At 42.4% G+C, this 23,502-nt stretch carries 17 protein-coding genes and 2 riboswitches; all 17 genes read right to left on the bottom strand.

Annotated features, from left to right (window positions below; genetic code table 11):
- Positions 1-2: 2 nt before the first annotated feature.
- On the bottom strand, positions 3-1,001 hold the full coding sequence (gene lplA, locus PG418_RS00085; protein WP_256171284.1) for a lipoate--protein ligase: 999 nt from the start codon (positions 999-1,001) through the stop codon (positions 3-5).
- A 30-nt stretch (positions 1,002-1,031) separates the two neighbouring features.
- Positions 1,032-2,462 (bottom strand): aminomethyl-transferring glycine dehydrogenase subunit GcvPB, encoded by a 1,431-nt coding sequence (gcvPB, locus tag PG418_RS00080; protein ID WP_008372053.1) that lies wholly within the window; start codon positions 2,460-2,462, stop codon positions 1,032-1,034.
- Positions 2,462-3,775: an aminomethyl-transferring glycine dehydrogenase subunit GcvPA gene (gene gcvPA / locus PG418_RS00075; protein ID WP_008372055.1), complete on the bottom strand. Its 1,314-nt coding sequence runs from the start codon at positions 3,773-3,775 to the stop codon at positions 2,462-2,464. The genes gcvPB and gcvPA overlap by 1 nt, the downstream gene beginning before the upstream one ends.
- Positions 3,776-3,799: 24 nt before the next feature.
- Positions 3,800-4,177, bottom strand: coding sequence for a glycine cleavage system protein GcvH (gene gcvH, locus PG418_RS00070; RefSeq protein WP_008372058.1), 378 nt, complete (start codon positions 4,175-4,177; stop codon positions 3,800-3,802).
- A 106-nt stretch (positions 4,178-4,283) separates the two neighbouring features.
- Entirely contained in the window at positions 4,284-5,372 is a 1,089-nt protein-coding gene (gene gcvT, locus PG418_RS00065) for a glycine cleavage system aminomethyltransferase GcvT (RefSeq protein WP_055157470.1), read from the bottom strand.
- Positions 5,373-5,387: 15 nt separating this feature from the next.
- Positions 5,388-6,635: a serine hydroxymethyltransferase gene (gene glyA / locus PG418_RS00060; protein WP_055261251.1), complete on the bottom strand. Its 1,248-nt coding sequence runs from the start codon at positions 6,633-6,635 to the stop codon at positions 5,388-5,390.
- Positions 6,636-6,899: 264 nt separating this feature from the next.
- Positions 6,900-7,012, bottom strand: a riboswitch (glycine riboswitch).
- A gap of 454 nt (positions 7,013-7,466) precedes the next feature.
- Complete coding sequence (locus PG418_RS00055) at positions 7,467-8,858, bottom strand: glycine--tRNA ligase (protein WP_055157464.1); 1,392 nt, start codon at positions 8,856-8,858, stop codon at positions 7,467-7,469.
- A gap of 178 nt (positions 8,859-9,036) precedes the next feature.
- Entirely contained in the window at positions 9,037-9,789 is a 753-nt protein-coding gene (recO, locus tag PG418_RS00050; RefSeq protein ID WP_227084684.1) for a DNA repair protein RecO, read from the bottom strand.
- Positions 9,734-9,904 (bottom strand): hypothetical protein, encoded by a 171-nt coding sequence (locus tag PG418_RS00045; RefSeq protein ID WP_022220670.1) that lies wholly within the window; start codon positions 9,902-9,904, stop codon positions 9,734-9,736. Before PG418_RS00045 ends, recO begins: the two co-directional genes overlap by 56 nt.
- A gap of 116 nt (positions 9,905-10,020) precedes the next feature.
- Positions 10,021-10,917 carry a GTPase Era gene (era, locus tag PG418_RS00040; protein ID WP_055157460.1) on the bottom strand — a complete coding sequence of 299 codons (897 nt, stop codon included), beginning with the start codon at positions 10,915-10,917 and terminating at the stop codon, positions 10,021-10,023.
- Positions 10,918-10,928: 11 nt separating this feature from the next.
- A complete protein-coding gene (locus tag PG418_RS00035; protein WP_498836890.1) occupies positions 10,929-13,853 on the bottom strand; it encodes an insulinase family protein in 2,925 nt (974 codons plus the stop codon).
- A gap of 271 nt (positions 13,854-14,124) precedes the next feature.
- On the bottom strand, positions 14,125-15,726 hold the full coding sequence (locus PG418_RS00030; RefSeq protein ID WP_243172303.1) for a Na+/H+ antiporter NhaC family protein: 1,602 nt from the start codon (positions 15,724-15,726) through the stop codon (positions 14,125-14,127).
- Positions 15,727-15,865: 139 nt separating this feature from the next.
- Positions 15,866-16,033, bottom strand: a riboswitch (Lysine riboswitch).
- 177 nt (positions 16,034-16,210) lie between these two features.
- Positions 16,211-19,750 (bottom strand): pyruvate:ferredoxin (flavodoxin) oxidoreductase, encoded by a 3,540-nt coding sequence (gene nifJ / locus PG418_RS00025; RefSeq protein WP_195254859.1) that lies wholly within the window; start codon positions 19,748-19,750, stop codon positions 16,211-16,213.
- Positions 19,751-20,014: 264 nt separating this feature from the next.
- Positions 20,015-21,115 carry a redox-regulated ATPase YchF gene (gene ychF / locus PG418_RS00020; RefSeq protein WP_022220674.1) on the bottom strand — a complete coding sequence of 367 codons (1,101 nt, stop codon included), beginning with the start codon at positions 21,113-21,115 and terminating at the stop codon, positions 20,015-20,017.
- Between the two features lie 83 nt (positions 21,116-21,198).
- Complete coding sequence (locus tag PG418_RS00015; RefSeq protein ID WP_347891583.1) at positions 21,199-22,329, bottom strand: tyrosine-type recombinase/integrase; 1,131 nt, start codon at positions 22,327-22,329, stop codon at positions 21,199-21,201.
- A 110-nt stretch (positions 22,330-22,439) separates the two neighbouring features.
- Complete coding sequence (locus tag PG418_RS00010) at positions 22,440-22,640, bottom strand: excisionase (protein ID WP_498836889.1); 201 nt, start codon at positions 22,638-22,640, stop codon at positions 22,440-22,442.
- Between the two features lie 41 nt (positions 22,641-22,681).
- Positions 22,682-23,497: an ATP-binding protein gene (locus PG418_RS00005; RefSeq protein WP_347891582.1), complete on the bottom strand. Its 816-nt coding sequence runs from the start codon at positions 23,495-23,497 to the stop codon at positions 22,682-22,684.
- Between the last annotated feature and the right edge of the window lie 5 nt (positions 23,498-23,502).

Raw genomic sequence — 23,502 nt, 5'->3', positions numbered from 1 at the left:
TCCTACAGTTCCTCGCTCCGAATCCATTCGATAATGTCTTTCATCATCCCTTCTTCCTGTGGATCATCTGACCAGAAAAGCCCCAATTCCGTACAGATACTTTCCTTTCTGTACTTCAATCCTTTCAGATACTTCGGAAGTGTATGTATGAAATCCGGATTCAGTGCATCCGACCATGCAATTGCATCCTTGATCTTTCCTGATTCTACTGCAAACTGAAGTGTAATCCCTCCCCATCCAAAACGGTGGGAAAGCTCATACTGAAAATCAATTTTTCTTCCATAAAGCCAGTTCCATGAAGAGAAAAATTTCTCTCTTTCTGCAATTACTCCGGTATCAAGGTCTTCTATTTTTTTATCACGTACCTTTAATCCGTATACCTTTTCAAATGACTGTTTAAGTGCCACCTTCAGTTCTTCCATTGTAAGCTCCGGAAGATAATCTCTTAAATTTGTCACTCTGGATTTTACTGAATCAACCCCCTTTGATTTCAGTTTATCCTTTGATACAGTCAGATATCTGGATAAGGTTTCCATATTTACTCCTACCATGATCGTGCCATGATGATAGCAATGCTTTTCCTGCTCATAAAACGCATTTCCCGAGAATTTCTTTCCATCGATCAGGATATCGTTACGCCCGGATTTTTCAGCCTTCAATCCAAGGATCTCCATCGCTCCTATGATTACCTGAAGCTGCCGGTCCAGATCATATTCTTCTTTATTGATCAGAAATGTGAAGTTCATATTTCCCAGATCATGGTACACAGCTCCGCCACCTGACAGGCGTCTGGCAAGATGACCACCTTCTTCTTCAAGCTTTGTTGTTCTACATTCTTTCCAAGCATTTTGATTCCGTCCGATAACAACTGTATTCTGATTCTGCCACAGATAAAGAATACATTCTTTATCCTCGCAGTGGAGGAGCAAATACTCCTCCACTGCAAGATTTCTATATGGACTGAACTGATTGCTTTCAATATAAGTAATCTTTTCAATCATAGTTTTTCCCTCGCTTTAAGCTATAACTTATTAGTCCTGCCATTCGTATCGCAGATATGGATGTCTTGCTGCTCCAACCTCATCCATTCTTGTAACCGGTGTTGTAACAGGAGCCTGATGAAGCTGTTCGGCATCTGTTTCTGCGATTTCATACAGTTTGCGTAATACTTCTACTGCTTCATCCAGAGTTTCTTTGGACTCTGTCTCTGTCGGCTCTACCATCAGTGCTTCCTCAACGATCAGCGGGAAGTACATTGTCGGTGGATGGATACCGTTATCAAGAAGTCCTTTTGCAATATCCATTGCAGAAATTCCTGTTTTCTTTTTCAAATCTGCAAGACTCATTACGAATTCATGCATACATACCTCGTCATACGCCATTGTATACAGGTCTTTCAGTTTGTTCATCATGTAATTTGCATTCAGAACTGCATTCTGGCTCGCTTCCGGAATACCTTCGCGTCCCAGTGTCTTCACATAAGTAAGTGCTTTTACGATGACTGTAAAGTTTCCATAGAAGCTCTTCATCTCACCGATGCTCTGTGGTTCTTTTACAAATTTCAGTTCTTCTTCCCCATCTACTACATAAGACGGAAGGAACGGAACCAGCATGCTCTTGCATCCAACAGGTCCGCTTCCAGGGCCACCGCCACCGTGCGGAGTTGAGAATGTTTTGTGAAGATTCAGATGGATCACATCAAATCCCATATCTCCAGGGCGAACAGTTCCCATAACTGCATTTAAGTTTGCTCCGTCATAGTAGCAAAGTCCGCCACAGTTATGAACGATCTCCGTGATCTTCAGAATATTCTTATCAAAAAGTCCTACCGTATTTGGATTGGTAAGCATAAGTCCTGCTGTATCCTCTCCGCATACTTCCTGTAATTTTTCAAGATCAACACCACCATCCGGTGCAGATTCAATGCTGACTACCTGGAATCCTGCCATTGCCGCACTTGCCGGATTGGTTCCATGTGCAGAATCCGGAACGATAATTTTCTTTCTCTTTTCGTCTCCACGGCTCTTATGATATGCTTTAATCAGAAGAAGTCCTGTAAATTCTCCGTGAGCACCGGCTGCCGGCTGGAATGTCATACGATCCATACCTGTGATCTCGCAGAGAAGATTTTCAGATTCTTTGATGACTTCCAGGCATCCCTGTACCGTATGTGTCGGCTGCAGTGGATGGATCTCTGTGAATCCCGGAAGTGCTGCCATATCTTCATTGATCTTCGGATTGTATTTCATTGTACAAGATCCGAGTGGATAAAAACCATCATTCACACCATGTGATTTCTTTGCAAGTTCTGTATAATGTCTGCTCAGTTCAATTTCAGAAAGCTCTGGCAGATGAAGTTTTTTCTCTCTTTTATCTTTTTCCTGTGGAAGTGTTACTTCTACATCGCATTCTGGCAGTAAATCGCAACCTCTTCCAGGTCTGCTTTTTTCAAATATTAACATTACTGCACCTCCTTCAAAATCTGAACAACTGCGTCCATCTCTTCTTTGGTATTCACTTCTGTACAGCACCACAGAATTCTGTGTTCGTCAAGCGGAAATCCTCCAAGGATTCCTTTTTCCTCAAGTGCTGCAAGTGCTTTTGCGGCCGGAACATCGGATACAGTTACGAATTCATGGAAAAATTCTCCTTTGTTCTCGGTCTGATATCCAACTTTTGCAAGTTCTGCTGAAAGATAATGTGCTTTTGAAGTTGAAAGTGTTGCTGCTTTCTTAATCCCTTCATTGCCCATTGTTGCCAGATAAACGCCTACTGCAAGTGCGCAGAGTGCCTGGTTTGAGCAGATATTGCTGGATGCTTTTTCACGACGGATATGCTGTTCTCTTGCCTGAAGAGTAAGTACATAACCTTTCTTTCCATTGTGGTCTTCTGTCTGTCCAACAATACGTCCCGGAAGATTTCTCATCATCTTCTGTGTTGCAGCCATAAATCCAAGATATGGTCCGCCGAATGCAATAGAAAGTCCAAGTGGCTGTCCTTCGCCAACTGCCACATCAGCTCCATATTCTGCCGGTGTCTTTACTACACCGAGAGAAATCGGATTGACATTCATCACATATTTCGCACCGGCTCCATGTGTGATCTCACCAATCTCGGCTGCTTCTTCCAGATTACCGTAATAGTTCGGATGTTGGATCAGTACACATGCTGTCTGTGCATCTACATGTTCTTTCAGATATTCAATATCTGTAAGTCCGTCTTTTTCCGGAATTACTTCTATTTCCATTTCATTACCGAAGCAGTATGTTTTGATTGTTTCAAGAACATATGGATTCACGGTAGCTGAAACAAGTGCTTTGCTGCGTTTTCTGTCACGGCACATTGCCACACCTTCTGCGGATGCTTCTGCACCATCATATACGCAGGCATTGGAAATATCCATTCCTGTCAGATCACAGATCATGGTCTGATATTCAAAGATCGACTGCAGGATTCCCTGGCTGATCTCTGCCTGATAAGGAGTATATGCAGTTAATAAATTTTCTTTTGAAATCACGCTCTTTACTGTTGCCGGAATAAAATGCCGGTAAGCGCCTGCGCCGCGGAAAATCGTCTTAAAGACCTGATTCTTTGCAGCAATATTTTCCATATCACGACGTACTTCTAATTCTGTTTTTCCTTCCGGAATATTAAGACCGCCCTGGATCTTTACTTCTGCCGGAATGTGTGCGAACAAATCATCAATTGTCTGAAACCCGATTTCTTTCAGCATTTCCTGACGCTGTTCTTTTGTATTCGGTACATAGCTTCCCATAAATGGTCCACCGCCTTTCCCTGATTATTCTTCGCTTGCTACAAATGCCTCATATTCTTCTGCTGAAAGAAGTTCCTCTGTTCCCGATACATCTTTTACTTTGATGAACCATGCATCATACGGAGCGCCATTGATCTTTTCTGGTGCGTCAAGAAGTTCTTCGTTGATTTCTTCAACTTCTCCTGTTACCGGTGAGTATACATCTGATACCGCTTTTACAGATTCAACATCTCCAAATACTTCTCCGGCTTCTACACTGTCTCCAGCTTCCGGAAGATTTACGAATACGAGATCACCGAGTGCTGACTGTGCATAATCCGTAAGTCCAATTGTCCAGACTCCACCTTCTTCTTTTACCCATTCGTGTGATTTTGTATATTTTAATTCTGCTCTTACTTCCATGATTTTAATCTCCTTTTCTTTTCAACTGCCGATCGCCTTTTCCAAACACTCTCTATCGTTTTTTTCTGCGACCGGACTGTTAATCTATTTTCGTTATTATTTTCTTTTATTTTGCTCTCTTATAGAACGGAAGCTGCACAACTTCTGCTTCCACTCTTCTTCCACGTACATCTGCTTCTACCTTGTCGCCAATTGCTACGCTTCCGGCATCAACAAGTGCCATGGCGATTGGATATCCAAGATAAGGGCAATGCGTTCCGGATGTTGTATGTCCGATCTTCTGATCTCCAGCATACAGATCCTGATGTTCACGGATGATTCCTCTTCCTGTTACTTTAAGACCAATTCTTTCGATCTTTGGTGTTCCTCTGTCTTCTATGGCTTTCTTTCCGATGAATTCGTCTTTCTTCATCTTAACACCGAAGTTCAGACCTGTTTCAAGAGGTGATACTTCATCATCCATCTCATGTCCGTAAAGAGGCATTGCAGCTTCCATGCGAAGTGTATCACGAGCACCAAGTCCACAAGGGATTAGTCCCTCTTCTTTTCCTGCTTCAAGAAGTGTCTCCCACATCTTTTCTGCCAGATCACTTGCCAGGTAGATCTCTACACCATCTTCACCGGTATATCCTGTCTTGGATACGATGCAAGGCATTCCGGCAACTTCTGCGCCAAATACTGCATGATAATATTTCTTTGGAATATTTTCTTCTGTTGTAAGTTTTCTTAAGATTTCCATCGCCTTCGGTCCCTGAAGAGCGATCTGTCCATACTGGTCGGATACATCTGTAAATGTAACCTCTCCTGACTGATGTGCGAGCATCCACTGATAATCCTTATCCTTGTTTGCTGCATTTACTACGATAAAATAGTGATCATCTGATCTTTTGTATACGATCAGGTCATCTACAGTTCCACCGTTCTCGTTACACATCGGACTGTATCTTGCCTGTCCGTCTACCATATTTGTAAAATCGTTTGTAAGGATGTGCTGCAGATTGACAAGAGCATCTTTTCCTTCACAAAGGATTTCGCCCATATGAGATACATCAAAAAGTCCTGCCTGTGTACGTACTGCCATATGCTCTTTGATCACGCCTGTCTCATACTGAACCGGAAGAAGGTATCCGGCAAACGGCACGATCTTTCCACCTGCTTTTACATGAACGTCATAAAGGGGTGTTTTTAATTCCATTATTTTTTCCTCCTGTTATTCATAAAGTGGATATTTATCGCAGATCTTTGTAACTTCGGCACGGATTTCATCTGCTTTGGTATCAAAGTCTGTAATCGTCATCTTGATCAGTTTTGCGATGGTCTTCATATCTTCTTCTTTCAGACCTCTTGTTGTAACAGCCGGTGTTCCGATACGAACTCCACTGGTCACAAACGGACTTGCAGGATCATTCGGAACTGCATTCTTATTAACTGTAATGTAAACTTCATCCAGTCTGTTCTGAAGTTCTTTTCCTGTGATGTTCATGTTCTGAAGATCTACCAGAATCAGATGGTTGTCTGTTCCACCACTGACAAGGTTGAATCCTTCTTCAACCATGGCTTCTGCAAGTGCTTTTGCATTCTTGACAACCTGTTCCTGATAGGTTTTGAATTCCGGTTTTAATGCTTCTCCGAAGCATACAGCTTTTGCTGCGATAATGTGCATCAGAGGTCCGCCCTGTGTTCCCGGGAAGATTGCTTTGTTGATCGCTTTTGCATATTCTTCTTTGCACATGATCATTCCACCACGAGGTCCTCTGAGTGTCTTATGTGTTGTTGTTGTAACTACATCAGCATAAGGAACCGGGCTCTGGTGAAGTCCTGCTGCAACAAGACCTGCAATATGTGCCATATCTACGAAAAGATAAGCTCCAACTTCTTTTGCGATATCTGCAAAAATATCAAAACGGATCTCTCTTGGATAAGCCGAAGCTCCTGCTACGATCATCTTTGGTTTGCATTCACGTGCAAGCTTTCTGATTGCATCGTAATCCAGAACACCGTCATCATTGACATTGTAAGGTACGAAATTGTAAAGGATACCGGAAAGGTTTACCGGTGAACCATGTGTAAGATGTCCGCCGTGTGCCAGGTTCAGTCCCATAACTGTATCACCTGGTTTGATCAGCGCCTGATATACAGCTGTATTCGCATTTGCTCCTGAATGCGGCTGTACACATACATGGTCACATCCGAATAATTTCTTTGCACGTTCAATTGCAAGATTTTCAAGAATATCTACATCCTCGCATCCGCCATAATAACGTTTTCCCGGATAACCTTCTGCATACTTGTTTGTCGGTACAGTTCCCATCGCAAGCATAACTGCCGGGCTTACGATATTCTCTGATGCGATCAGTTCAAGGTTTCTACGCTGACGGCCAAGTTCTAACTGCAGCGCTTTCCCTACTTCTTCATCACATTCAGTAATGTAATTTGTTACATCTTCAATTCTGTTCATTCTCTTTTACCTCCTTAGAACCAACTACCTGGTCTTTTTTGCTCCCTTTCCGGTGTATTTGATTCAGAATTTTATCGTTTATATCTGTATTTTTCTGAATATTCCCCTTTTTAGGGTACAAAAAAAACAGGCAAAAAAGTTTTCGTCTTTGAAATCTTTTTTGTCTGCCTCTGTCCGTTCACCTGAAAGATCACCCGGACTTTTGCGCTATATAGTCCAGACTACTTCTTCGGTACAATACATATATATTGTTCTCCAGAGTGTTGTCCGAATATGTTCCTTTTGCCTGAGAGTTTCTGCCTGCCCCTTCGGCTCATGCTATACATTAAATAACGGAGCGCGCCGTCTGTACAACAAGTATCTCACATATTCATCTTCCAACCTTAACGTTAATCTCATTATATAATTGTCGTTACAATTAGTCAAGTGTTAAATAATTTTCTTTATTGTTTATTATTTATCAGAATATTTAATAGTTTTTCCCTATAGGCATTGTTTTTATTGACTATTTTTTAACTATATCATCGATTTTCTTTGTCTATTTTCACACTTGCCAGCATTTCCCCTGTCGCAAAAAAGTTTCCACCAGTAAAGTTGAATGACAAATGGGACAAATATAAGTGTTCAAATTCGATTGTTGTGCCATGGCGAGGAGACTCAGAAATTATGGAAGCCTCTGCTGACATAATTTTCGCTTTCAGAGGCTCCTCAGAATGGTTGGCACAACGGAATTTGAACACTTATATTTGTCTCACAACCTCCCAAACAAACTTTTTTGCACAAAAAGATCCGGACTTCCCAAACCTGGGAAATCCGGATCTTTTCAAATCTCTACCACTCAAATTTCTTCTCAAAGTACGCTTTGAGATCTTCAATTTTAATTCTTTCCTGCTGCATTGTATCACGGTCACGAACAGTAACTGCTCCGTCTTCTTCTGAATCGAAGTCATAAGTTACGCAGAACGGTGTTCCGATCTCATCCTGACGACGATATCTCTTACCGATATTTCCTCTATCATCAAATTCGCAGTTGTAGTATTTGCTAAGCATAGCATAAACCTTCTCAGCGCCCTCGTTCAGCTTCTTGGAGAGCGGAAGCACACCGATCTTAACCGGTGCAAGTTCCGGATGGAAATGCATCACAGTACGTGTAGAACCGTCTTCCAGTTCTTCCTCATCATATGCTGCGCAAAGGAACGCAAGTACCACACGGTCAGCACCAAGTGACGGCTCGATAACGTATGGAATGTATTTTTCATTGGTTTCATCATCAAAGTAAGTCAGATCCTGTCCTGATACATTCTGATGCTGTGTCAGGTCATAATCTGTTCTGTCTGCGATTCCCCACAGCTCGCCCCATCCAAATGGGAAGAGGAATTCTACGTCTGTTGTAGCCTTGCTGTAGAAAGAAAGCTCTTCTTTGTCATGATCTCTGTAACGGACTTCCTCATCCTTAAGTCCAAGAGAGAACAGCCAGTCAAGACAGAATTTCTTCCAGTAAGCAAACCATTCAAGGTCTGTATCCGGTTTGCAGAAGAATTCAAGTTCCATCTGTTCAAACTCACGGGTACGGAATGTAAAGTTACCTGGTGTAATCTCGTTACGGAATGATTTACCGATCTGACCAATACCAAATGGAAGCTTCTTTCTTGAAGTTCTCTGTACGTTCTTAAAGTTTACGAAGATTCCCTGCGCAGTCTCAGGACGAAGGTAAACAACGTTCTTTGCATCTTCTGTTACACCCTGGAAAGTCTTGAACATCAGGTTAAATTCACGGATCTCTGTGAAATTGTGCTTTCCACAAGTCGGACACGGAACTTCGTGTTCTTTTACAAATCCTTCCATCTCTTCATGTGACCATCCGTCAATGCTGTCCGGAATATCGATTCCATGCTCATGTGCATAATCTTCAATGATCTTATCTGCACGGAAACGTTCGTGACATTCCTTACAGTCCATCAGCGGATCACTGAATCCTCCCAGATGTCCGGAAGCGATCCATGTCTGCGGATTCATCAGGATCGCACAGTCAACACCTACGTTGTACGGATTCTCCTGAATAAATTTCTTCCACCATGCTCTCTTTACGTTGTTCTTAAGTTCAACACCCAGGTTACCATAATCCCATGTATTTGCAAGCCCACCGTAGATTTCAGACCCCGGATATACAAAGCCTCTTGATTTTGCCAAAGCTACAATTTTGTCCATTGTCTTTTCTACCATAACACTAATCCTCGCATTCTTTTTATTTTTCGTTAGAAGAACAACGCCACTTATCGCGATAACATTTATTCCTCTCTGATTCACCTATTATACCTATTGCATATAGGTTTTGCAAGCTTATCCTGCTAATTTTCGCCAAATTTGTCTTTATTTTCTAATCTAATATACAATTTTCCGGTTATTTCAGCCCTGTGAGCTGCTCCAGAATCTCAAGCGACTTGAATCTGTGAGCCACGTATACATCCAGATAACGCCCCATTAGCTTTCCCAGTTCCTTTAAAACTTCATCGCTTAAGGTAAAGGTATAGAGCTTTTCCACCGGTGTCCCGACAATGAACTGCATGGCATAAAGGGTAGACGTATTCAGCCGCATTCCGTCATAGACATTCTGACCGCATTCACTGCAGACCAAACCACCTTCCTTTACACTGAACACACAGGGACGTTCCCTGTTCCCGCATCTGACACACTGAAATACCTGCGGTCCTTCCCCACTGACACTGAGTGCCTTCAGTTCAAATATGTAGCGTACCAGCTCAAATGGAATGATCTTTTTCGTCAGCACGCGCATCGTCTGATAAAGAAGCTTCAGCATTTCCCGCTCGTCATTGGCTTCCCTTGTATAAAAATCTGCAAATTCGAGAAAATAAAATGCATAGTATGCCGCTTCCACATCCGTGCGGAGCTCTGCAAAATAATTTTCGATCTCTGCCGACTGGAGAGTGTTGGAATTTCTTCCTTCATACAGCATGAATTTTCCGAAATTACAAGGTGTACAAGCCCCTGCAAGCGGACTGTTCGGTCGTCTCGCCCCTTTTGCAAACGCTGATATTTTCCCTTTTTCTTTTGTCAGGATCACGACTCTTTTATCATATTCACCAATCGGTGCTACCGACAGAATCATCCCTGTCATTGTTGTTAACTGATTCACTGCATTTGTCCCCGTATTTCTCCGTTTTCGCTTTGCAGACTTCCTTTTCCCGGTAGGAGAGATAATCCTCCACCCGTCCTGTTCTTGCAAACTGATCCCAGTATTCCTGATTCATCCTTCGGTCACCTCATCTTTTTCTTATGCCTTTTAAGATTAGGTTCTCCCATATTTTCAGATGCTATACTGCGTAATATCTGCCAACTGTTTTTCAGAGAAACACCTTGACATTTTTTACTCGTCTTCTCGGTATCCAAAGTTTTTGATCAGGAAATCACTGTCTCTCCAGTCCTTCTTTACTTTTACCCAAAGCTGGAGATTTACCTTACATTCGAGCATCTGCTCGATCTCATATCGCGCCGTACTGCCGATCTTTTTCAGCATGGATCCCTGCTTGCCAATGATGATTCCTTTATGTGAATCACGTTCACAGATGATCGTTGCCTCAATATCCATCACTTTTTTGCGTGCTTTCATCTTCTCGATTGATACCGCAATTCCATGTGGAATCTCCTCATTCAGGCAGTGCAGTGCTTTCTCACGGATCAGCTCTGCCACGATCTGCCTTTCCGGCTGGTCGGTAATGGTATCTTCATCATAAAACTGCGGTCCATACGGAAGATATTTCATGATGACCTTTAAAAGCTCATCTGTATTTTCACCGGTTCTCGCAGATACCGGAACGATATCTGCAAACTGGTATACTTCATTGTATTTTGCGATACAAGGAAGAATATCTTCCTTCTTCACGGTATCTGCCTTGTTGATGACCAGCACGACAGGTGTTGTCACCTTCCCAAGCTGCTGCACAATGTGCTGCTCTCCGGCTCCGATAAAGGTACTTGGCTCAACCAGCCACAGCACCACATCCACTTCATTTAAGGTACGCTCTGCCACATTTACCATGTAGGTGCCAAGCTTGTTCTTTGCCTTGTGGATTCCCGGTGTATCGACAAATACGATCTGTCCTTCCTCGGTCGTAAGCACCGTCTGGATCCGGTTTCTTGTGGTCTGTGGTTTATTCGATGTAATAGCGATCTTCTGACCGATCAGATAGTTCATAAGGGTGGATTTTCCCACATTCGGTCTGCCGATCAACGTTACAAATCCTGATTTAAAATCTGCTCTCATGCATTCTCCTTTTAAAATAAATTCTCAACTGTCATAAACAGTTCTTTCTCTTCTTCTATCTTTGCTTCATTTCCGATCACACAGATCTGATCATTTGCAAGCACTGCACGCGCCACACCTGCAAGTGCGCGGATATCCTCCTGGTTTGCTGTAAGGATCTGTTCTCTTTCTTTTCTGATCATCTCTGCACTGACATGATTCATATAAAGGTTCATGGAACGGTCTCCCTTGGTTGCCGGAGTCATCGGCTGATCAATGTTGCTGATCGTTCCGATAATATATTTTGTCATATCGCGTTCGCTGACCGTGAAGTTCTCCAGATATTCCGGAACTCCGTCGTAGATTTCCAGGGTTCTTCCAAGATTCGGGTCACGGTAAGATACAAAATATCCCTCACCAATGCGGTTGAAGTTACTCATGCAGCCATACGCACCACCTTTTACGCGGATATTGATCCAGAGGTATTCATAACTCATGATCACTTTCAGGATCTGCAATGCCCCGTTATATTCCTCCCCTGCGTCGATAAAGTTGCCTGCCTTTGCCGCAAACTGTACTTTAGAAGAAGTTTTAAATCCTTCATTCTTCTTTTCACAGTGCAGGATGCATCGGCTCTCTGGCGTTCTCTCCGGATAAAGAGCTTCTTTTAAGCTTCCGATCTCCTCTTCCAAAACGGCAAGTCCCTCTCTTGAGGCTGTGTAACTGATCATCACATTGCCTTTTCTGAAAAGCAATTCCGACAAAGCCTTCAATCCGCTGATGATTTCTTCTTTCTTCTCATCAAAATGTTCTTCCATTTCACGGATATTCTGGTAATATTCTATTCCATTCGTCGTATCTTTGAATTTTGAAATCGGTGACTTATAAGACATTGCCCGGAGTGCTGCTGCGGAATGTCCTGCAGACAGGAAACGATCCTGCAATCTGGTCTTTGTCATAGAAAGAATCTCTTTCAGACGTTTTTCATCATCCAGTTTCGATGCTGTCAGAATCTCTTTCATCATACGGATGGCAAATGGAATCTGTCCATAAAGTGCTTTCCCTTTGATTTCAAAAGTTGCCTTGAATTCTTTTTCTTTTACTTTCGTCACATCCGGGTAAAGCTCCAGTGAAGTCCCGATTCCTCCTGTGTGTCTGTTGATTTCATTAAAAAGTTCTCCATATTCATAATGCTCAGTGTCAATGATTCCGAGAACTGCCTGCAGAAGCCCCACTATCGGGAGATCCTTTTCCGGCACATCCGAAAGGTCAAACATCAGATCCAGATAACCGATCCCGTTCGTCTCAATCTCATGGAATACCATCGGGATATCTGCAATCTTCATCTCTTCATTATAAATCGGTGCGATCTCTCGGGAAATATCCGCTCTTGTCAGCATCGGGATCTTCTCCAAATCCTCCTGACTTGACGGTTCTTCCTGATACTCCTGTAAATGCTTTGTATCTGCAATCAGCTTTTCGATTTCTCCCCTGCTAAGGCTTTCTTTATATACCTGCAGTTTTTCTTTTAACTCCGCATCCAGTCTGGCTGTACGTCCCGGTTCCGGCACGATCGTGACCAGTGCTCCATGCTGGTTATCCAAAAGATATGTCTGAATCAGCTTTTCAAAATACCCAGTATTGATCTGTTCTTTTAAGAACGCAAAGGTGTCCAGTGCCTCCACATGGATAAACGGCTTTGTCTCATCATAAAGCCAGCTGTCAAATATCTGCAGACCGTACATCAGTCCCTTTGGATAGCCTCCAAAGTCTGCTTCACGGTAACGGAATTCATGGTAATTGATTCCCGCTTCCAGTGCCTTTTTGTCCATTCCGTTTTCTACGATAGCCTTCAATGTATCTTCGATCACTTTTACAAATTCTGCTTTCTGCTCTTCATTGGCATTCTTTGCCACAATGGAGAAGATCGGCTGATAGGTGCTGCTGTCATACGACCCGCTGATATCTTTTCCGATTCCTGCTTCCAGAAGTGCTTTTGTAATTGGTGCTCCCGGCGCAGAAAGCAGTGCATAATCCAGGATCTGGAATGCCAGATACAGCTTTTCATCCAGAGAAGTCCCAATGACCTTATTGTAGGAAAGATAGGTGTTATCTTCTGTCGATTCATTACTTGCGATCGAATACGGCTTTGTGATATCATGCATTTGCTCAAACGGCTTCTGCAGATGAATCTCAGAATCTACTTCTTTTCTATCGTAAGCAGACAGATATTCCTGATCCAGCCAATTTAATTTCTCTTCCATATCCATATTTCCATAGAGATAAATATAGCTGTTGGACGGATGATAATAGATTCTGTGGAAATTCAGATATTCTTCATAAGTCAGTTCCGGGATCACATCCGGATCTCCGCCGGACTCATTTGCATAGGTCGTATCCGGGAAAAGAGAATTCAGGATCATACGGTCCAGAACACCATCCGGTGAAGAAAAAGCTCCCTTCATCTCATTATAAACAACTCCGTTATAAGAAAGCTCCCCATCTGCTTCCTCCAGGTGATAATTCCATCCCTCCTGCCGGAAGATCTCTTCGTGTTTATAAATATTCGGATGCAGAACTGCATCCATATACACGTCCATCAGATTCTGAAAATCCTTTTCATTACAGCTTGCAACCGGATATACTGTCTTGTCCGGATAAGTCATCGCATTCAAAAAGGTGTTCAAAGATCCTTTTACCAGTTCCACAAACGGATCCTTGGTTGGAAACTTTTCCGAGCCACACAGAACAGTATGTTCCATGATATGTGGCACTCCGGTACTGTTCGTTGTCGGTGTGCGGAATCCGATATTAAATACTTTATTTTCATCATCATTGGAGATCAGAAGCACCCTCGCACCGCTCTTTTTATGTCTTAAAAGCGCTCCTTCCGATTTCAGATCCGGAAGAGGTCTGTGCTCAATGATCTCATATGCTGTAAGCTTTGTTAAATCCATATATGATTTCCTCCAAGTTCTGTAGTTAGTCTCATAAATAACATTGTACACATTTCTTTGATTTGATACAAGGTCTTGGTGGGAATTGTTTTTCATAATCCGCTGTACCTCCCCAGTTCTTTATGACTTTTCCGCCAACTATGAGAAACACGCTCCGCGTGTTTCTCAAGTTATCGCGGCAGTCGCCAAGGTCTCGTGCAAGCACGGACTTTGACTCGTTGCTCGCATAAATAAAATAAGGAACAGCTACGAAAGCCATTCCTCATTTTTTCTATTCTGCTTCTTTCTTCTGTGAAAAAACAGCTGTCTGCTTTTTCTGTAAAAATTTCATGAATGTCACAAATACAAGCATCATGATGATTCCTGTCGGAAGTGCGATCCATGCACTCTGTACAAATCCGGCAATAATATAATTGATAAAAGAGATCACTGCGCAGCCTGCCGCATATGGGAGCTGTGTATTGACATGATTAATATGATTGCACTGTGCACCGGCAGATGCCATGATCGTTGTATCCGAAATAGGTGAACAGTGGTCACCACAAACTGCTCCAGCCATACATGCGGAGATGGCAATGATCATCATCGTCTCATTCTTTCCTTCAAATGCATGTACCACGATCGGGATCAGGATTCCGAATGTTCCCCAGCTTGTACCGGTTGCAAATGCAAGGAAGCATCCCACAAGGAAGATGATTGCCGGAAGAAGATTTACCATACCTTCCGCACTTCCGGCTACAATACCTGCTACATATTCCGCCGCTCCAAGACTGTCTGTCATAGATTTCAGTGTCCATGCAAAAACAAGAATCAGGATTGCCGGAACCATCGCCTTAAATCCATCCGGGAGACATGCCATACATTCATCGAATTTCAGCACACGTCTTACCAGATACAGCACGATTGTGATCACAAAAGCAAAGAAACTTCCGTACACCAGTCCCTGGGAAGCATCACTTCCTGAAAATGCTTCTACAAAACCGACTCCGTCAAAGAACCCACCGGTGTAGATCATTCCGATCACACAGCAGATGATCAGTGAAATAATCGGGATCAAAAGATCCATTACTTTTCCTTTACAGTTATCCACTGTCTCTTCCTCCGCATTTGCATACGGTCTGTCCGGTGTGGTGTAAATATCACCTTTTTTCGCATTATCTTCATGAAGCTTCATCGGGCCATACTCAACCTTCATCATAACCATTGCAATCATCATCACGATGGTAAGGACTGCATAGAAGTTATATGGAATTGCACGGATAAATATCGAAAATCCATCTTCACCTTCTACAAAACCGGTAACGGCTGCTGCCCAAGATGAAATCGGTGCAATGATACATACCGGAGCTGCTGTCGCATCGATCAGATACGCAAGCTTTGCTCTGGAAACATTCTGCGCATCCGTTACCGGACGCATCACGCTTCCGACTGTCAGACAGTTAAAATAGTCATCGATAAAGATCAGCACACCAAGAACGATTGTTGCAAGCTGTGCACCGACACGGCTCTTGATATGGGAACTTGCCCATTCACCGAATGCGGTAGATCCTCCTGCCTTATTCATCAGGCAGACCATGGTTCCTAAGATAACCAGAAAAATCAGGATTCCCACATTATAGCTGTCAGAAAGAACACCTACGATCCCTTCCTGAAAAATATGGGTGATGGTTCCTTCAAAGGAAAATCCGGAATAAAACATTCCACCCACTAAAATCCCTACAAATAACGAGCTGTACACTTCTTTTGTAATCAGTGCCAGTGCGATTGCAACCACCGGTGGAACCAGTGACCAGATGCTGGCGTACATCTTCGGTACATACTTCTCCGCGTCTGCTGCAAAAGCGACAAGGGGACTTGCCATTACGCAGATCATTATAGCTACGAGCAGACTGCTTAACTTTTTCATTTTTTCTCTCAATTAAAAAACCTCCTATTTTAAAACATAAAAATGCCATGAATAACGCTTGCACCGTCAAAACGCATTCATGGCATGTATAGTCTTCCTTAAATGTTCTTCCGATAGCGCTCCACATGTGTGACAGTACGCTGCATCTTCTGCATCGTCCCAGAAACCGGGGTTGGGGTTCCGGCTCCTTCGGCGGTATTTCCTTTCTCTTCTGTCGGCTTCCCTGCCGCATCTTTCAGAAGGTACTGATAAATCCCGCGCCTCTATCAAGCTGAATATTCATCATTTTCTTTATCAACCATACTATAAAATTTTCATTTTTGCAAGAGATAATTGCTATTTATACATAAATTTCCAGTCCCTTTCCACCACATACCACTCCCAGACTTTTGAATGTGCAACGACAAAAGGAGTCAGAGACTTTCGTCCCTGACCCCTATTCAAGTCAATCTTATTCTTCAGAACCGTACAGTGTAACGAGTTTCTGCAGATATGCATATCTAGCTTTTGCTTCTTCTTCGTTCTTAGCAAACAGAACTTTAGCCTTTTCAGGATTGAATCTAGCAAGAGCGTTGTAACGAACTTCTCCGTTAAGGAAGTCTTCGTATCCAGCAAGGTCTGGTGCTTTGCTGTCAAGAGTGAACTTAGATCCTTCAGCTGCCGGATTGAAACGGAAGTTGTTCCAGTATCCACATTCAACTGCAAGCTGTTCTTCTGTCTGAGCTTTGCTCATGCCTTTCTTGATACCATGGTTGATACATGGAGCGTAAGCGATGATCAGGGATGGTCCCGGATATGCTTCAGCTTCTGCGATAGCTTTTACAGTCTGGTTGAAGTCAGCACCCATAGCGATCTGTGCAACGTATACGTAACCATAGCTCATTGCGATAGAAGCAAGGTCTTTCTTCTTAGTTTCTTTTCCGCCTGCTGCGAACTGAGCAATAGCACCAGTCTTAGTAGACTTAGAAGACTGTCCACCTGTATTAGAGTAAACTTCTGTATCGAATACCATTACGTTGATGTCTTTTCCACTTGCAAGTACGTGGTCAACACCACCGAATCCGATATCGTAAGCCCATCCGTCACCACCGAAGATCCACTGAGATTTCTTAGCGAGGAAGTCTTTCTTTTCAACGATATCTTTGCATGTCGGGCAGTCGCATCCTTCTAATGCAGCAACAAGTTTGTCTGTAGCTGTTCCGTTAGTAGCTCCACATCCGTATGTTTCAAGCCATTCGTTGCAAGCAGCTTTTGCTTCTTCGCTGGCTTTATCTGATGCAGCAACTTCTTCAACTTTCGCTTTCAGACCTTCTCTGATTGCTTTCTGAGCAAGTAACATACCGTAACCAAACTCAGCAGCATCTTCGAACAGTGAGTTAGACCAAGCCGGTCCCTGTCCCTTAGCGTTTACTGTGTAAGGTGTAGACGGAGATGAGTTACCCCAGATAGATGAACATCCTGTTGCATTAGCGATGTACATTCTGTCACCGAATAACTGTGTGACAAGTTTAGCGTATGGAGTCTCTCCACATCCGGCACAAGCTCCTGAGAACTCAAGCAGTGGCTGTTTGAACTGAGATCCTTTTACTGTATTTTCTTTAAATTTAGCAACAACTTCCGGTTTTACTTCGATTTCTGTACCAAAGTCAAAGTATACCTGTTCTCCAGCGTTCTCTTCCATGTTACCCATAACAAGAGCTTTTTCACCCTTCTTACCTGGGCAGACATTTGCACAAGAGCCACATCCTGTACAGTCATAAGCTGATACAGTCATTGTGAACTTCATTCCCGGCATACCGATCATGTCGATTGCTTTCAGTCCTTCTGGTGCTTTTGCAAGTTCTTCTTCTGTAAGAGCTACCGGACGGATTGCAGCGTGCGGACATACATATGCACAACGGTTACACTGGATACATGTTTCTGACTGCCAGATCGGGATATCTACTGCGATACCACGTTTTTCGTAAGCAGCTGTTCCTGACGGTGTAGATCCATCTACATAATCTTTGAATGCAGATACAGGCAGTGTGTTACCTTCCTGAGCATTAACCTTAGACTGAATGTTCTTAACGAATGCTACTGCATCTTCTCTTCCACCCTTAACTTCTGGTGTGAACAGACCTTCGTCTTCGCAGTTCTTCCAGCTTTCCGGTACTTCGATTGCGTTAACCTGCTTAGCTCCGGCATCGATAGCATCGTAGTTCATCTGTACGATCTTATCACCTTTCTTACCGTATGTAGCCTTTGCAGCTTTCTTCATAAGGTCGATAGCTTCTTCTTCCGGAATGATGTTAGCCAGTTTGAAGAATGCAGACTGAAGAACTGTATTGATACGTCCGCCAAGTCCGATTTCTTTACCGATCTTGATACCATCGATTGTATAGAATTTGATGTCATGGTTGGCGATGAATGCTTTAACCTGTCCCGGAAGATGTTTGTCAAGTTCTTCTGCTGTCCATGGGCAGTTAAGAAGGAATGTACCACCATCTACAAGTTCCTGAACCATGTTGTATTTGTTGATGTATGACGGGTTGTGGCATGCAACAAAGTTTGCTTTATGAATCAGGTAAGTAGATTTGATCGGTTTCTTACCGAAACGGAGGTGAGACATTGTAACACCACCGGATTTCTTTGAATCATAATCAAAGTAAGCCTGTGCATACATATCTGTGTTATCACCGATGATCTTGATAGAGTTCTTGTTAGCTCCGACTGTTCCGTCAGCTCCAAGTCCCCAGAACTTACAGTTGATTGTTCCTTCTGGTGTTGTAACCAGTGGAGCACCAACTTCAAGAGAAAGTCCTGTTACATCATCAACAATACCGATTGTGAATTTAGCTTTTGCTTCGTTCTCGAATACAGCAACAACCTGAGCCGGTGTTGTATCTTTAGAACCAAGTCCGTAACGTCCTGAGTTGATCTTAACAGCGTCGAATTTAGTTCCTTTAAGAGCTGCAACAACATCAAGGTACAGAGGTTCTCCAAGAGATCCTGGTTCTTTTGTTCTGTCAAGAACATTGATGTACTTAACAGAATCTGGAATTGCATCTACAAGTGCCTGTGCGCAGAATGGTCTGTAAAGACGAACTTTAACAACACCAACCTTCTTGCCCTGAGCAAGTAAGTAATCGATTGTTTCATCGATTGTGTCACAAACAGATCCCATAGCGATGATTACGCTTTCAGCGTCTTCTGCACCATGGTAGTTGAACAGTTTGTAGTTTGTTCCGATCTTAGCGTTAACTTTGTCCATGTATTCCTGTACGATTGCCGGCATAGCATCGTAGTATGGGTTACATGCTTCACGAGCCTGGAAGAATGTATCCGGGTTCTGAGCTGATCCTCTTTCACATGGATGGTTCGGGTTCAGTGCATGTGCACGGAATTCCTTGATTGCATCCTTATCTACGAGATCTTCCAGATCTTCGTAATCCCATGTTTCGATCTTCTGGATTTCGTGTGATGTACGGAAACCATCGAAGAAGTTAATGAAAGGAATTTTACCTTTCAGTGCTGCACAATGTGCAACCGGTGTCAGGTCCATAACTTCCTGTACGCTGGATTCACAGAGCATTGCGCATCCAGTCTGACGACAGGCGTAAACATCTGAATGATCACCAAAAATATTAAGAGCGTGTGAAGCTACTGCACGGGCAGATACGTTGAATACACCCGGAAGCTGTTCACCAGCAATTTTATATAAGTTAGGAATCATAAGAAGTAAGCCCTGGGAAGCTGTGTAAGTAGTAGTAAGCGCACCTGCTGACAGTGAGCCGTGTACAGTACCTGCTGCACCTGCTTCAGACTGCATTTCTGTTACCTGAACAGTCTGACCAAAAATATTCTTTCTTCCTTGTGTTGCCCATTCGTCTGTGGCTTCAGCCATTACAGATGAAGGTGTGATCGGGTAAATAGCAGCAACTTCTGTATAAGCATAAGAAGCATGAGCAGCTGCATGGTTACCATCCATGGTCTTCATTGATCTTGCCATTTTCTTTGTTCCTCCTTAGATTGTGTCAAAACTTTTACTTGTGTTAAAATTTTTTTACACTTTCGTTCGATATTATTATAGCTGTTCATATATGAAAAGTCCAGTCATTTTACTGTTCTGATTGTTCCTTTTGACGTACAACCCCTGTATTTCACAGGGTTGTTTTATGCAAACTGTAGTAAGTTTTAACTATCCTATATTATAAAAGAGACGGACATCTGTCCGCCTCTCACCATACATTATCAATTACTTTATTAACGACTATTATACGTTGAATCTGAACAGGATAATATCTCCGTCCTGTACAACATAGTCCTTACCTTCCAGTCTTACCAGACCTTTTTCTTTTGCAGCGTTATAAGTGCCACATGCCATCAAGTCATCATAGGATACGATTTCAGCGCGGATGAATCCTCTTTCAAAATCAGAATGGATCTTTCCTGCTGCCTGTGGTGCTTTCGTTCCTTTTTTGATCGTCCATGCACGGACTTCCGGTTCTCCTGCTGTCAGGTAACTGATCAGTCCGAGAAGACTGTAGCTTGCCTTGATCAGCTTTTCAAGGCCAGATTCCTTAAGTCCCAGTTCTTCCAGGAACATGCTCTTTTCATCATCATCAAGTTCCGCGATCTCCTGCTCAATCTCTGCACAGACAACGAATACTTCGCAGTCCTCTCTTTTTGCATACTCACGGACTGCCTGTACTCCCGCATTACTTGCACCATCATCTGCAAGATCATCTTCTGCCACATTTGCAGCAAAAATGACCGGCTTGTAGGTCAGAAGATTGTAGCTTTCCAGCCACTGCTGTTCATCTTCGTCATTGATATCATCAAAGCTCTTTGCCATCTTTCCATCTTCCAGATGTGCTTTAATTCTTTCCATCAGTGCCAGCTCTTTTGCGATCGTCTTGTCATTTCTTGCTGCTCTGACTGCTTTGGAAATTCTTCTTTCCAGGATCTCAAGGTCTGAAAAGATCAGCTCCAGGTTGATCGTCTCAATGTCACGCAGCGGATCGATACTTCCGTCTACATGGACAATATTGCTGTCCTCGAAACAACGTACTACATGAACAATTGCATCAACCTCACGGATATTTGCAAGAAACTGGTTTCCAAGACCTTCTCCTTTGGATGCACCTTTTACAAGACCTGCGATATCTACAAACTCAATCGCTGCCGGGATGATCTTTTTGGTGTGATACATCTCACCAAGCACATTCAGACGTTCATCCGGTACAGTAACAACGCCCACATTTGGATCAATGGTACAGAATGGGTAGTTGGCTGATTCTGCTCCTGCTTTTGTCAGTGAATTGAATAAAGTACTTTTTCCTACATTCGGTAATCCTACGATTCCTAATTTCATTTTTTATATTTCCTCCTATAAATCCTTTGATTTCAAGGGATTTCAGCATACTTATTTTTGCAAGTGGGCCATTTAGTGGGCCATTACATTGCCATAAGTGCTTCTGCTACCAAGTCCATTTCTTTTTTCTTTTCTTCCTCGGTAGTATGAACATATAAGTTCATTGTAATTCCAATATTCGAATGGCCCAGTAACATCTGAAGTGTTTTCGGTTTCATTCCTGCTTCAATACATCTGGTAGCAAAAGTATGTCTCAAGATATGCATCGAAAATCTTGGAATTTTTGCTTTGTCACAGATTTTAAACAGCGCTGTATCATATGTACTGTTCTTGACAGGTGTTCCTTTTCGACACAGAAACACAAATTCTTCCCATTCTGTTGAAATTTCTGAAATCCTCTTATTCTTTTCTTTTTGTTTTTTTAGTATAGCAACCGCTTCTTCTGTTAAGGGTATCGTACGGTAACCTGATTTACTCTTTGGTTCTCCGATACGCCACTCCTTTGCACTGTAACGATATTCCATACTTCTGCGAATCTGAATTGTTTTGGATTTAAAATCGACATCTCCCCATTTCAATCCTACCAATTCGCCTGTTCGCAATCCGGTTTGTAGTATAAAACGATACTGATTTTCATAGCTTTGATTTTCTGCATATTGTAAAAATGTTTTTTGTATGTCTCTTGTTAAAGCAACCTTCTTCTCAGAAGGCTTTCCCATATCACTTTTCACAGATTTTTTACAGGGATTGCTACGCAAGACTTCATTCTCTTTTGCATACTCAAACATATTGTATAATGCAATTCTTGCCTGATAAATTGTAGATGTGCGATACCCCTGATCTGCCATATCATAAAATATTTTCTGACATTGAAGTGGTTTCACGTCTGATAGTGTCATCTTCCCAATTACCGGTTTAATATTTTTAATATATCTCTCCGTATAATTGCGAACAGTATTTGAACGGACTGTTTTCTTTTTTATCCCAATCCAATAATCAAACCATTGATCGACCAGCATATCTGATGGCATTGAAATATCACTGTGTTCATCCACATAAGTCGCATCAGCAATCCATGCTCTGCACTCTTGCAGCTTTTTGAATCGTTTATGTTTTCTCTTTCCAAACCGATCTACAAATCTGGCTGAGTATAATCCCGTACTTTCCTGGGATATTCCCTTGCCAAGTTCTTTGCCTTTTAAATCTTTTCCCATATTTCAGCTCCTCTCATAAGAAGCCCTAATACAGTACCTTGTATTATACCATAGCATCTTATTTTTGTGAATATTCATTTTCATCTCCTGCCCCATCTCCTGTCAATCATTTATATTTCCACACTTTCCGAAATGAATTTTTCAAATTCTTTTCTCTTTACAAGTTTTTTCGTGCCTACGTAAAGCACAAACGGACATCTCGGTTCTTTCAAAAGACCACTTATTCTGTTTTGTCCGATATTACTGTATTCTGCTGCCTCTTCAATTGTAAGAGCCACTTTTTCACATATCGTAACATGTTGTTTGCTCATAAAATCCTTCCCTTATTATTTAACGTGCGTAGCATACACTTCTATCCGCAATACACACGATCATTCTTTGTATTCAACAACGTTTTCGCTTTCTCCATTTTCATACTTGCAATCGCTTCTCGTTTACTTGTACCTCCAACATACATTGGTGTACACATTTCTAAAATACGATCATAGATACGCCTTTTGTCCAACATGGTCTCGCTTTTTATTTCTTTCAGCGGAAGATTGGTTGTGATGATCAAAGGTCGTCCCGAACGGATCCTGCGGTCTATGACGCTAAAAATAATTCCTAACGCATATTCTGAATTTCGTTCCACTCCAAGATCATCAATAATCAAAAGCTGGTAAGAAGCCAATGCATTGATATATTCCGTTTTGTCTGCCAGTGGAAATATATCATCAATAATGGTATTGAAATTTGTCATCTTTACCGTTACTTCCCGCTTAAGAAGTTCATTGGCAATGCATCCGGCAACATAACTTTTCCCGGTACCAACCGGTCCCCAGAACAAACAGCCTATATGATTTCTTTTCATTTTCTCCCAGTTATCAACATAATTTTTTGCCTTATGCATTACCGCATCTGACATATCTGCATTCTCAAATGTCCACTCTTCCATTCTGCTCTCGTCAAAACAGATGCTTGTATTTCTGCTGACTAATTCCCGGTGCTCTTTGTCTTTAAAATATTTTTGTTCTTCTTCATACGCTTTTCTGTCACAGACACATTGCCTGGAATGTTTCTTCATTCCCATAAAGCCCCCCTTGGGGAAAAATGCTTCTTTCGCTTCCCCACAGACTTTGCAGTATTTCAAACCATCACTGCCTACACATACAGTATCTTCTTCTCTCATCACAA

The sequence above is a fragment of the Bariatricus sp. TF06-38A genome (assembly GCF_027690675.1).
Classification (GTDB): domain Bacteria; phylum Bacillota; class Clostridia; order Lachnospirales; family Lachnospiraceae; genus Allocoprococcus; species Allocoprococcus comes.
Note: the sequence above shows the minus strand (reverse complement) of the source record. Positions and strands in the feature narration are given on the sequence as shown.